Here is a 12,035-nt window from a genome sequence, read left to right as displayed (position 1 = left end):
TGTGGCGCCCGATGCGCCGACCTCCCTGCTGTGACGTGCGGTACGAGAACCGCCGCGCGGCCTACTCGGCCGCGGTGACCGCGTGGCCGCCGAACTCGTTGCGCAGCGCGGCGATCATCTTCATCTGCGGCGAGTCGTCCTGGCGGGACGAGAACCGGGCGAAGAGGGACGCGGTGATCGCGGGCAGCGGCACCGCGTTGTCGATCGCGGCCTCCACGGTCCAGCGGCCCTCACCGGAGTCGTCCGCGTAGCCGCGGAGGTTCTCCAGGTGCTCGCTCTTGTCGAGCGCGTCCACGGCCAGGTCGAGCAGCCAGGAGCGGATCACCGTACCCGACTTCCAGGAGCGGAAGACCTCGCGGACGTCGGTGACCGAGTCCACCGCCTCCAGCAGCTCCCAGCCCTCGGCGTACGCCTGCATCATCGCGTACTCGATGCCGTTGTGGACCATCTTGGCGAAGTGGCCGGCGCCGACCTTGCCGGCGTGCACCGAGCCGGAGTCGCCCTCGGGCTTGAGCGCGTCGAAGATCGGCTGCGCCTTGGCGACGTCCTCCGCGGTGCCGCCGTACATCAGCGCGTAGCCGTTGGCGAGGCCCCACACGCCGCCGGAGACGCCGCAGTCGACGAAGCCGATGCCCTTGGCGGCCAGCTGCTCGGCGTGCTTCTCGTCGTCGGTCCAGCGGGAGTTGCCGCCGTCGACCACCAGGTCGCCGGGCGAGAGCAGCTCGCCCAGTTCGTCGATGGTGGACTGGGTGGCCTTGCCGGCGGGGACCATCACCCACACCACGCGCGGACCCTGGAGCGAGTCCACAAGTTCCTTGAGGCTGTGGACATCGGCGAGGTCCGGGTTCCGGTCGTACCCGATGACGGTGTGGCCGGCGCGGCGGATGCGCTCGCGCATGTTGCCGCCCATCTTGCCGAGACCGATGAGACCGAGCTCCATCACTGACCCTTCGTTCGAAGCATTCGACGCGTAACGCATGGCGCGTGACCGCGGTACCCGGCGGGACTGCCTGAGCCCGGCCCGGTCCGACCACGAGCCTACGTCGACCCGCGGTCCGGGCTTCAGCCGGACAGGCGCACCGGCATGATCAGGTACTTGTACGCCTCGTCGGCCTCGGCGTCGACGGCCGGTCGGCCGCTGAGCAGGGCCGGCTTCGTGGAGGTCGTGAAGGACAGCTGGGCGGCCGGGGAGTCGATCGCGCTGAGGCCGTCGAGCAGGAACGTCGGGTTGAAGGCGATCGAGATGTCGTCGCCGTCGAGCTTGGCCTCGACCCTTTCCACAGCCTGTGCGTCGTCGCTGGAGCCGGCCTCCAGGGTGAGCACACCCTGCTCGAAGCTCAGCCGCACCGGGGTGTTGCGCTCGGCGACCAGGGCGACGCGCTTGACCGCCTCGACCAGGGGCGCGGTCTCGATCACCGCGACCGAGGCGAACTCGGTGGGGAACAGGGTGCGGTACTTCGGCAGGTCGCCCTCGAGCAGCCGGGTGGTGGTGCGGCGGCCCGCGCCCTCGAAGCCGATCAGCCCCTCGCCCTCACCGGCGCCGGCCAGGGCGATGGAGACGGTGTCGCCGCTGGTGAGCGACTTGGCGGTGTCCTGGAGGGTCTTGGCGGGCACCAGGGCGACCGCGGAGATGTCGGCCTGCTCCGGCTTCCACAGGAACTCGCGGACCGCGAAGCGGTAGCGGTCGGTGGCGGCCAGCGTGACGGTGTCGCCCTCGATCTCGATCCGCACACCGGTGAGCACCGGCAGCGTGTCGTCGCGCCCGGCGGCGATGGCGACCTGGGCGGCGGCGGCGGCGAAGACCTCACCGGGGACGGTGCCCGAGGCGGTGGGCATCGCGGGCAGCGCCGGGTACTCCTCGACGGGGAGGGTGTGGAGGGTGAAGCGGGAACTGCCGCAGACCACGGTGACCCGCACGCCGTCGGTGGAGATCTCCACGGGGCGGTTGGGCAGCGCCCTGGAGATGTCGGCGAGCAGCCGGCCGGAGACCAGCACGGTGCCCTCCTCGTCGACCTCCGCCTCGACCGAGACCCGCGCCGAGACCTCGTAGTCGAAGCCGGAGAGGCTGAGCTTGCCCTCCTCGGCCTTGAGCAGCAGCCCGGCGAGCACGGGCACCGGGGGACGGGCCGGGAGGCTGCGGGCTGCCCAAGCCACTGCCTCGGCGAGTACGTCGCGCTCCACCCGGATCTTCACCGGAACCGCCTCCTGCTTGTTGCTGGCTGTCGGGGACCAGTCTGACGCACAGGACTGACAGCAGGTGCGGCTTGGCGTCAAGCCGTGATCCGAGCGGCGGGGCGGCACCGGCCCGAGTTGTGCACAGCCCCCGCTTCGAAACGACTTCCCAGCTCTCTAGGTGTAGTCGTAGTAGTAGGGGGTGTGGATACCGTGGATAACCGGTTCCTGTGCAGGTCAGGGGCGGTTTTTTATCCACCGGGCCTGTGGGTGACGCCGGTGGATAACCAGGGGCGGCTGTGGACGGCGGAAAGTTGTGCACACCCCATACACAGGGCACCCCGACTTGTCCCCAGCTCCATCCCCAGGAATACCCGGGTTCTCCCCAGGCCAACCCACCCCCTTGGTGTGACGGCTTTCACTCGTTCGTGCCCCTAACCGTGTTGCGTTGCCGAACAGTGGACAGAGATGTGGAGAAGCGGCCCGAACCTGTGTACAACCCAGGGCATCCTGTGGGTAGGCGGTGGACAACTCCTCGACCCAGGTGCACCGTTGCCCGTTTCATCCACAGTCTGTGGATATGGGTTACCCACATTTCCACATGCGGCTGAGCTGGGCCGATGTCCCTTGCGGCAGCCGGCCTGTGGAGACGAATCTGGACAACTCCGGTGTGCACAGGCTGTGGACGACGCTTCGTCCACCTTCCTGTGGAAAAACGGATCTCTGCCGGGCGTAATCGAACAGCGGGAAACGGAGAGTGCCCCGGGAGCAGGGCTCCCGGGGCACTCGTGGGTGGGTGCGCGGACGGCGTGTGCGGCTTTTTCGGCGCGCTGAGGACCGCTCGTACGGCGCGCGGCCGGTCCCGCGTCAGCTCTTGATGCGGTTGGTCAGCTCCGTCACCTGGTTGTAGATGGAGCGCCGTTCGGCCATCAGCGAGCGGATCTTGCGGTCGGCGTGCATGACCGTCGTGTGGTCGCGGCCCCCGAAGAGCGCGCCGATCTTCGGTAGCGACAGGTCGGTCAGCTCGCGGCACAGGTACATCGCGATCTGCCGCGCGGTGACCAGTACCCGGCTGCGGGAGGAGCCGGACAGGTCGTCCACCGCGAGCCCGAAGTACGCGGCCGTCTCCGCCATGATCGCGGTGCCGCTGATCTCCGGCACCGAGTCGTCGCCGCCCGGGATCAGGTCCTTGAGCACGATCTCGGTGAGCTGGAGGTCGACCGGCTGCCGGTTGAGGCTGGCGAAGGCGGTGACCCGGATCAGCGCGCCCTCCAGCTCGCGGATGTTGCGCGAGATCCGCGAGGCGATGAACTCCAGTACCTCCGGCGGGGCGTTGAGCTGCTCCTGCACCGCCTTCTTCCGCAGGATCGCGATCCGCGTCTCCAGCTCCGGCGGCTGGACGTCGGTGATCAGGCCCCACTCGAACCGGTTGCGCAGCCGGTCCTCCAGGGTGACCAGCTGCTTGGGCGGCCGGTCGGAGGAGAGCACGATCTGCTTGTTGGCGTTGTGCAGGGTGTTGAAGGTGTGGAAGAACTCCTCCTGCGTCGACTCCTTCTGTGCCAGGAACTGGATGTCGTCGACGAGCAGGATGTCCATGTCCCGGTACCGCTTGCGGAACGCGTCCGCCTTGCCGTCCCGGATGGAGTTGATGAACTCGTTGGTGAACTCCTCCGAGCTGACGTACCGCACCCGGGTGCCGGGATACAGGCTGCGGGCGTAGTGCCCGATCGCGTGCAGCAGGTGCGTCTTGCCGAGGCCGGACTCCCCGTAGATGAAGAGCGGGTTGTACGCCTTGGCGGGCGCCTCGGCGACGGCGACCGCGGCCGCGTGCGCGAAGCGGTTGGACGCGCCGATCACGAAGGTGTCGAAGAGGTACTTCGGGTTCAGCCGGGCGGTCGGCTCCACCGCGCCGTTGCTGCCGCCGGAGCCGCTCCCGCCGCCCGGCTGCTCGCTGCGCGCGGCCGGCACCACGGGCGCCTGCTGGTAGGCGGCCGGCGGTGGGACGTACGTCTGCGGACCGGGGCGGCCCTGGGGCTGGTGCCCCTGGTGCGGCACGTTCGGGTAGGAGTCGCGCGGCTCCGGCAGATAGCGCCGCTCCTCGAACGGCTCCGGGCGGCTGTCGTACGACTCGGACCGGCCGCCGTCGTAGCCGTCCCGGGGGGAGCGGCGCTCGTCGTAGGCATCGCGGCGCACCTCGTACGGCTCGCGGTCCTGGAAGTCGACGGGGGCGGGCACGCCCCAGCTGCCGAGCTTGGGCTGCTGCCAGTCCTGGTGCTCGTCGGGGTAGGCGGGGCGCATCCGCAGTTCGTGCGGGTCGCGGGCGCCGAGGGGGTCCCGACTGTCGCGGCCGTCTCTGCTGTCTCGACTGTCGTGCGGGCGGTCCGCGCGCGGGTCGCGCTCCTCGGCGGGCTCGGCCGGGGGCGGCTGCTCCTGGTCGCCGCCCGAGGCCACCGCGATCGCGATGCCGACCGAGTGACCGAACTCACTGCTGAGCACCTTGGTGATCAGGGGCAGCAGCCGTCCCTCGAGCACGTTCTTGGCGAACTCGTTGGGCGCGGAGAGCACCGCGGTGCCGGCGACCAGGGCCAGCGGCTGGGTGCGCTGCAACCACTCCGTGTCCTTGGGCTTCAGCTCGCTGTCCATCAGCAGCTTCTGCAGCACCCGTGGCCACACTGCGGCAAGATCGGCAGTCACGTCGGCCACAGTGCACGCTCTCTCGGGTCGCTCGGGTGGTGCGGAGAACTCCCGCGAAAGTGTGAACCTCCGGAAGGGGCGGGGAGTGGAGGAAGTTCGCTACCTGGATGGGTCCGGAGTCCAGTCACGGTAGTCAGGCCAGTGTGCGCGGTTCAAGTCGTTGTCCACAGGCTGTGTACAAACCTCGGGGTGTCGCAGGCCGGGTTTGACCGGATGGCCTAGCCGCACGTACCGTATCGAGGTCGAGTTGTCGATGGCTGCTGCCGCCTGCCTACCGATGGGCGAAGATCTTCCGGGAGTCTCAGGCCTCCGGGTGGTTGTCAAAGCGGTACACCCGATCAGTCCGCGAGCTTCCTCGTGGGCGCACGGTGACAGCCAGGCGACGCACCGCTGCCGTCCCGATCCTCTGGAGCCCCCGAGTGAGCAAGCGCACCTTCCAGCCGAACAACCGTCGCCGCGCCAAGACCCACGGCTTCCGTCTGCGTATGCGTACCCGTGCCGGCCGCGCGATCCTTTCGACCCGCCGCGCCAAGGGCCGCGCCCGCCTGTCCGCCTGATTGCCACAGGTCTCATGCCGTGCTGCCCACCGAGAATCGGCTGAGGCGGCGCCAGGACTTCGGCGAAGCGGTTCGCCGGGGACGCCGGGCGGGTCGCCCGCTACTGGTCGTCCATCTGCGCCGCGACGCCACGGACCCGCACACGCCAGGGGGAGACGCTCCCCCGGCGCGTGCGGGTTTCGTCGTAAGCAAAGCCGTCGGCAACGCCGTGCAGCGCAACCTGGTCAGGCGCCGACTGCGTCATCTGGTGCGGGAGCGTCTGTCGCTGCTGCCCCCCGGTAGCCTTGTGGTAGTACGCGCGCTCCCCGACGCGGGGAGCGCGGACCACGCACAGCTAGCCCTCGACCTGGACGCCGCGCTCCAGCGGTTGCTGGGCCGTGACGCCCGTGGCGACGCCGAGGGGAGGGTGGCTCGATGAAGTACCCGCTGCTGGCACTGATCAAGATCTACCAGTGGACGATCAGTCCGCTGCTCGGACCGGTGTGCCGCTACTACCCCTCCTGCTCGCACTACGGCTACACGGCCATCGACCGGCACGGTGCGATCAAGGGGACCGGGTTGACCGTGTGGCGCATCCTGCGCTGCAACCCCTGGTCGCCGGGTGGCGTGGACCACGTCCCGCCGCGTAAGCGACCGCGATGGCACGAACTGCTGCGCCGCTACCTGCGGGGCGGCTCCGACGGGCCCGTCACGCCCGAGCCCACCGGACCCTCTCACGCCCAAGGAGCCTGACCGTGGGGATCTTGAACCCCCTCTATGACGCCGTTTCGTGGATCATCGTCCAGTTCCACTCGCTGTACAGCCTGGTATTCGACAAGGACAGCGGTTGGGCGTGGGGTCTGTCCATCGTCTCCCTGGTGGTCCTGATCCGGACGGCCCTGATCCCGCTCTTCGTGAAGCAGATCAAGTCCACCCGGAACATGCAGGTGCTCCAGCCGAAGATGAAGGCGATCCAGGAGCGCTACAAGAACGACCGGCAGAAGCAGTCCGAGGAGATGATGAAGCTGTACAAGGAGACGGGTACCAACCCGCTCTCCTCGTGCCTGCCGATCCTGATCCAGTCGCCGTTCTTCTTCGCCCTGTACCACGTGCTCAGCAACGTGGCGAAGGGCCACGAGGTGGGCGTGATCCACAGCAACCTCGTGGAGAGCGCGAGCAAGGCGCACATCTTCGGCGCCCCGCTGCCGGCGAAGTTCCTCGACAGCACCGCCACCCTGGCGCACCTGCACACCAGCCACGCCGAGGTGCGCACGGTCACGATCATCATGATCGTGCTGATGTCGTTCTCGCAGTTCTACACGCAGCGCCAGCTGATGACGAAGAACGTGGACATGTCGGTGAACACGCCGTTCATGCAGCAGCAGAAGATGCTGATGTACGTGTTCCCGCTGATCTTCGCGGGCTTCGGCATCATCGCTCCCGTCGGTGTGCTGCTGTACTGGCTGACCACCAACGTCTGGACCATGGCGCAGCAGCTCGTCGTCATCCGCCGCAACCCCACCCCGGGCAGCCTCGCGTTCAAGCAGCGGCAGGAGCGGCTGCGGGCCAAGGGCAAGCTGGTGGAGCCGCCGGAGGAGATCAAGGCGAAGGAAGCGGTCGAGCAGGCGCGCGCCAACCGCACCCAGCCGAAGCGGCAGAGCAAGTCCCAGCGGACCTCCGGTGGCACCGCCACCAGTACCCGTAGCGGCGGTGGTGCCGGGACGGCCACAGGGGCTTCCGGCGGCGCCGGTGACTCCGGTGGCGCCGGCCGCTCCGGCGGTGCGAAGCCGGCTGGTGGCTCCGGCGGTGCGAAGCAGTCCGGTGGCGGCAAGGGCGCGCCCCGCGCGGGTGCTCCTCGGGCCGGTGCGCCCCGCGCGGGCAGCACCAAGCAAGGCGGCGGCGCTTCGGGCAAGCAGTCCGGTGGCGCGAAGCCCAAGCCGGGCAACCTGTCGAAGAAGAAGTAAGAGGAGAGTCCAGGCGTGAGCGACGTCAACACGACCACGGCACCCGACGCCGGTCCGGCCGGCCTGACCCGGCTGGAGCAGGAAGGCGAGATCGCGGCGGACTACCTCGAGGGCCTGCTCGACATCGCCGACCTCGACGGCGACATCGACATGGATGTCGAGGGCGAGCGCGCGTCGGTGTCGATCATCGGTGACAGCGGCACCCGTGATCTGAACAAGCTGGTCGGGCGGGACGGCGAGGTCCTGGAGGCGCTCCAGGAGCTGACCCGGCTCGCGGTGCACCGGGAGACCGGTGAGCGCAGCCGGCTGATGCTCGACATCGCAGGGTTCCGGGCCCAGAAGCGGGCCGAGCTGGCGAAGCTCGGCGCGAGCGCGGCAGCCGAGGTCAAGCAGACCGGCGAGCCGGTGAAGCTGGACCCGATGACGCCGTTCGAGCGCAAGGTCGTGCACGACGCGGTCGCCGCGGCCGGGCTGCGCAGCGAGTCCGAGGGCGAGGAGCCGCAGCGCCGCGTCGTCGTTCTGCCCGCGTAGCATCCCGACCGACCCGCCGCGCACGCGCGCGTGACCAACCCGTCGGCCCCGTCTGTTCGCAGACGGGGCCGAACCTTGTAACTCTGATGGTGTACGTCTGCCTTCCGAGCGCTTGGGCGACCAAGGCGCGGACTTCGAGGAAAGGACCGCCTCCGTGACCGAGGCAGCAGCGGAGCTTCCCGCGCCGCCCGAGCAGGCCAGAGAGGTCTTCGGCGATCGCTTCGACGACGCGCTGCGCTATGCCGGGCTGCTGGCGGACGTGGGTGTCCAGCGCGGCTTGATCGGCCCACGCGAGGTGCCCCGGCTGTGGGAGCGGCACCTGCTGAACTGCGCGGTGCTCTCCGAAGTGATCGACGAGGGGGTGTCGGTCTGCGACGTCGGGTCCGGCGCCGGGCTGCCCGGCATCCCGCTGGCGCTGGTGCGGCCGGACCTGGAGATCACCCTGCTGGAGCCGCTGCTGCGGCGGACCACCTTCCTCGACGAGGTGGTCAGGGTGCTCGGTCTGGAGAACGTCACGGTGGTCCGGGGACGGGCGGAGGAGATGGTCGGCCTGCTGCCGACGGTGGATGTGGTGACGGCCCGCGCGGTGGCGCCGCTGGAGCGGCTGGCCGGGTGGGGGCTGCCGCTGCTGCGCCCGCACGGCGAGATGGCCGTGCTCAAGGGCGACACCGCCGAGGAGGAGCTGAAGACGGCCCGGGCGGCGCTGGGCCGGCTCGGCGCGGTGGGCGCGAGCGTGGTGCAGGTCGGCGAGGGCATCGTCGATCCGCTCTCCACCGTGGTCCGGGTCCAGGTCGGGGAGAGCCCCGGTGGGGTGCGGGCTGCGAGTCGGCGGGCCAAGGCAGCGCGCGCACATCGCGCCTCACGCAACGGAGGCGGCGGACGCCGCCGGCGCTGACGTCGCCCGCTCGGACCGGCTTTCTACGCCATCCAACCGGCCAAAACCGCACGATCCGGAGTGTCTGCGGAGTTGGCGTCGCACCGCTGTGCATCGTGTTCCACGTGAAACGTCGCTCGCTGCTCCCCGGAGTTCTCAACCGTGGCCGTGCCGCGGCCGAAGCGCACGCCACCAAACCGGTGAAGAAGGCCCCGACTGTGGACGGTTCCCGGGATTTATCCACAGGCAGCCGGGGCTCGCTGGTTCAGCACCCCTCGGGCATGGCAGGCTCTTCTCATAGCGAGCCTGAAGTCGAGGAGAGTGAGTCCTTGCGGTCCGACGCCAACATCGCGGGGCCGATGGCCGATCCGGTCCCCGGTCCCCGCTCAGCTGAAACCGCCGGAGGACCCCTGTCCGGGCCCCCGGGGTACGGGAGCGGTGTTTCACGTGAAACATTGCCTCCCATGGATGACACCCCCATCGGGCGCGCGGCCCAGTTGGCCGTGGAAGCGCTCGGTCGCGCCGGTGAGGGGCTGCCCCGGCCCGCCCAGACCCGGGTGATGGTCGTCGCCAACCAGAAGGGCGGGGTGGGGAAGACCACTACCACCGTCAACCTGGCGGCCTCCCTCGCCCTGCACGGCGGGCGGGTCCTGGTGATCGACCTCGACCCGCAGGGCAACGCTTCCACCGCCCTCGGCATTGACCACCACGCCGAAGTCCCCTCGATCTACGACGTGTTGGTGGAGAGCAAGCCGCTCTCCGACGTCGTGGTCCCGGTCGCCGATGTCGAAGGGCTCTTCTGCGCCCCCGCCACCATCGACCTGGCGGGCGCGGAGATCGAACTCGTCTCCCTGGTCGCGCGCGAGAGCCGGTTGCAGCGGGCGATCGAGGGCTACGAACAGCCGCTGGACTATGTGCTGATCGACTGCCCGCCCTCTCTCGGCCTGCTCACGGTGAACGCCCTCGTGGCCGGCGCCGAGGTGGTCATCCCGATCCAGTGCGAGTACTACGCGCTGGAGGGCCTGGGCCAGCTCCTGAAGAACGTCGATCTGGTCCGTGCCCACCTCAACCCGAGGCTGCACGTCTCTACGATCCTGCTGACGATGTACGACGGCCGGACCCGACTGGCCGCCCAGGTCGCCGAGGAGGTGCGCACCCACTTCGGCAAGGAGGTGCTGCGCACCAGCATCCCGCGATCGGTGCGTATCTCGGAGGCCCCCAGCTACGGCCAGACCGTGCTCACCTACGACCCGGGTTCCAGCGGCGCCCTCTCCTACCTGGAGGCGGCCCGCGAGATGGCCCTGCGGGGCCTGCCCGGCAACGTCACGGTCGAGTACGACCCGGAACAGCACCAAGAGCACAACCCGCACAGCATGTCGGAGGGGATCCAGTGAGTGATCGACGCAGAGGGCTCGGCCGCGGTCTTGGCGCGCTGATCCCGGCGGCGCCGCAGCCGGCCAGTGCCGCACCCGCGAGCCAGCCTGTGCTGGTACCGGACCGCGGGGTCGCCGCGGCCAAGGTGGCCGGGTTGACCGACCGCCGAGCGGCGGAGAGCGTGCCCGCAACCGTGGACATCCCTGTTTCACGTGGAACAGAGCCGGATGTGTCCGGGGTGGAGGTGCCGGTCACCGGTGCCTACTTCGCTGAACTCGCGCTGGACACCATCACCCCGAACCCGCGGCAGCCGAGGGAGGTCTTCGACGAGGACGCTCTCAATGAACTCATCACCTCCATCAAGGAGGTGGGCCTGCTCCAGCCGGTGGTGGTGCGGCAGATCGACACCGGCCGCTATGAGCTGATCATGGGCGAGCGCCGGTGGCGGGCCTGCCGGGAGGCGGGTCTCGAGCGCATCCCGGCGATCGTCCGGGCCACCGACGACGAGAAGCTTCTGCTCGACGCCCTGCTGGAGAATCTGCACCGGGCCCAGCTGAACCCGCTGGAGGAGGCCGCGGCGTACGACCAGCTGCTGCGGGACTTCGCCTGCACCCATGAGCAGTTGGCCGACCGGATCGGCCGCTCACGTTCCCAGGTCTCCAACACGCTGCGCCTGCTGAAGCTGTCGGCGCCGGTGCAGCGCAGGGTCGCCGCCGGGGTGATCTCCTTCGGCCACGCCCGGGCGCTGCTCTCGCTGGAGGACGCCGAGGAGCAGGACCGGCTGGCCCACCGGATCGTCGCCGAGGGACTGTCGGTGCGCGCGGTCGAGGAGATCGTGACGCTGGCGAACAGCGGTCCCACGAGCACCCGTAAGGCCGCCGCGCCGCGGGCAGGCCGTCGGGTCTCCCCGGCACTGACCCATCTGGCCACCCGGCTTTCCGACCGCTTCGACACCCGGGTGAAGGTCGACCTTGGTCAAAAGCGCGGAAAGATCGTCGTGGAGTTCGCGTCGATAGAGGATCTGGAGCGCATCCTGGGATCGATGGCCCCCGGCGAGGGCAAGGTCCTGGAGAACCGGCTGGAGGCCGAAGCCGAGGACGGTGACGAAGCCGAGGACAGCGCCGAGTGACCTGTCGGCACCCCGGCAGGCCGCGCCGGGGTGCCGACAGGCTGGTCGGCTGACAGGAACGGGGTCTTTCGCCAGATGGGACGTCGGCTCGCACCGCTCACGCTCGACAACCTCACCGACCTTCCCATGCCGTGCCGGCGCTGCGTCTTCTGGGAGCTCGACCCGGTCAGCGGTGAGGCGGCCGTCAAGGCGGGCCGCCCCGCGTTGGAGAAGGAGTCCTGGATCTCCGCGGTGCTGCTGGAGTGGGGCTCCTGCGGACGTCTGGTCTACGTCGACGAGATGCCGGCCGGCTTCGTGCTCTACGCTCCTGCCGCTTACGTGCCCCGCTCCACCGCCTTCCCCACCAGCCCGGTGTCCGGTGACGCCGTCCAGCTGATGACCTCCCGGGTGATTCCCGGGTACCAGGGGCAGGGGCTCGGCCGGGTGCTGGTGCAGACCGTCGCCAAGGATCTGGTCCGCCGGGGTTTTCGGGCCATCGAGGCGTTCGGCGACGCGACATGGGAGTCTCCCGACTGCGTGCTGCCGGCCGACCATCTGACCGCGGTCGGCTTCAAGACGGTACGGCCGCATCCGCGCTTCCCCCGACTGCGGCTGGAACTGCGCACCGCGCTCTCCTGGCGGGAGGACGTCGAGATGGCGATCGACCGCCTGCTGGGGGCTGTGCAGAAGGAGCCGGCGCTACGGCCGCTCTGATCGCTCCGCGGACAACGAGAACGGCGGCGGTCGTGTTCCACGTGGAACACGACCGCCGCCGTTGTCCT

Annotated in this window: 12 protein-coding genes; 9 read left to right on the top strand and 3 right to left on the bottom strand. The window is 69.6% G+C overall.

Annotated elements, in window-relative coordinates; translation table 11 throughout:
- Positions 1–61: 61 nt before the first annotated feature.
- From gnd to dnaA, 3 genes are all read right to left on the bottom strand, one after another.
- Positions 62–979, bottom strand: coding sequence for a phosphogluconate dehydrogenase (NAD(+)-dependent, decarboxylating) (gnd, locus tag AC3ERT_RS02955; protein WP_335971820.1), 918 nt, complete (start codon positions 977–979; stop codon positions 62–64).
- 83 nt (positions 980–1,062) lie between these two features.
- Entirely contained in the window at positions 1,063–2,193 is a 1,131-nt protein-coding gene (dnaN, locus tag AC3ERT_RS02950; RefSeq protein ID WP_335971817.1) for a DNA polymerase III subunit beta, read from the bottom strand.
- 846 nt (positions 2,194–3,039) lie between these two features.
- Positions 3,040–4,875, bottom strand: a complete 1,836-nt coding sequence (gene dnaA, locus AC3ERT_RS02945; protein WP_335971815.1) for a chromosomal replication initiator protein DnaA — start codon at positions 4,873–4,875, stop codon at positions 3,040–3,042.
- Between the two features lie 410 nt (positions 4,876–5,285).
- Between dnaA and rpmH the strand changes: the two genes are divergently transcribed.
- The 9 genes from rpmH (at position 5,286) to AC3ERT_RS02900 (ending at position 11,967) form a co-directional block, all read left to right on the top strand.
- Positions 5,286–5,423 carry a 50S ribosomal protein L34 gene (rpmH, locus tag AC3ERT_RS02940; protein ID WP_123606641.1) on the top strand — a complete coding sequence of 46 codons (138 nt, stop codon included), beginning with the start codon at positions 5,286–5,288 and terminating at the stop codon, positions 5,421–5,423.
- Between the two features lie 19 nt (positions 5,424–5,442).
- Positions 5,443–5,841, top strand: a complete 399-nt coding sequence (gene rnpA / locus AC3ERT_RS02935) for a ribonuclease P protein component (protein WP_335971809.1) — start codon at positions 5,443–5,445, stop codon at positions 5,839–5,841.
- The gene (gene yidD / locus AC3ERT_RS02930; RefSeq protein WP_335971807.1) at positions 5,838–6,155 is read left to right on the top strand and encodes a membrane protein insertion efficiency factor YidD; all 318 of its coding nucleotides are present in this window, start codon (positions 5,838–5,840) and stop codon (positions 6,153–6,155) included. The genes rnpA and yidD overlap by 4 nt, the downstream gene beginning before the upstream one ends.
- Positions 6,156–6,157: 2 nt before the next feature.
- The gene (yidC, locus tag AC3ERT_RS02925; protein WP_435172484.1) at positions 6,158–7,366 is read left to right on the top strand and encodes a membrane protein insertase YidC; all 1,209 of its coding nucleotides are present in this window, start codon (positions 6,158–6,160) and stop codon (positions 7,364–7,366) included.
- Positions 7,367–7,381: 15 nt separating this feature from the next.
- Positions 7,382–7,897: a Jag family protein gene (locus tag AC3ERT_RS02920; protein WP_335971802.1), complete on the top strand. Its 516-nt coding sequence runs from the start codon at positions 7,382–7,384 to the stop codon at positions 7,895–7,897.
- Between the two features lie 154 nt (positions 7,898–8,051).
- A complete protein-coding gene (gene rsmG / locus AC3ERT_RS02915) occupies positions 8,052–8,792 on the top strand; it encodes a 16S rRNA (guanine(527)-N(7))-methyltransferase RsmG (RefSeq protein ID WP_335971801.1) in 741 nt (246 codons plus the stop codon).
- Positions 8,793–9,052: 260 nt separating this feature from the next.
- Positions 9,053–10,165, top strand: coding sequence for a ParA family protein (locus AC3ERT_RS02910; protein WP_335971799.1), 1,113 nt, complete (start codon positions 9,053–9,055; stop codon positions 10,163–10,165).
- Positions 10,162–11,274, top strand: a complete 1,113-nt coding sequence (locus AC3ERT_RS02905) for a ParB/RepB/Spo0J family partition protein (RefSeq protein WP_435172482.1) — start codon at positions 10,162–10,164, stop codon at positions 11,272–11,274. The genes AC3ERT_RS02910 and AC3ERT_RS02905 overlap by 4 nt, the downstream gene beginning before the upstream one ends.
- 75 nt (positions 11,275–11,349) lie before the next feature.
- Positions 11,350–11,967, top strand: a complete 618-nt coding sequence (locus AC3ERT_RS02900; RefSeq protein WP_335971796.1) for a GNAT family N-acetyltransferase — start codon at positions 11,350–11,352, stop codon at positions 11,965–11,967.
- Positions 11,968–12,035 lie beyond the last annotated feature (68 nt).

The organism is Actinacidiphila sp. bgisy145 (assembly GCF_057708125.1).
This window is presented reverse-complemented; position numbering and strand designations above follow the sequence as displayed.

Bases quoted from the DNA above. Each gene is read 5' to 3' on its own strand.
- gnd (WP_335971820.1), bottom strand. From the start codon at position 979: ATGCGTTACGCGTCGAATGCTTCGAACGAAGGGTCAGTGATGGAGCTC.
- yidD (WP_335971807.1), top strand. From the start codon at position 5,838: ATGAAGTACCCGCTGCTGGCACTGATCAAGATCTACCAGTGGACGATC.
- AC3ERT_RS02910 (WP_335971799.1), top strand. From the start codon at position 9,053: ATGGCAGGCTCTTCTCATAGCGAGCCTGAAGTCGAGGAGAGTGAGTCC.
- AC3ERT_RS02900 (WP_335971796.1), top strand. From the start codon at position 11,350: ATGGGACGTCGGCTCGCACCGCTCACGCTCGACAACCTCACCGACCTT.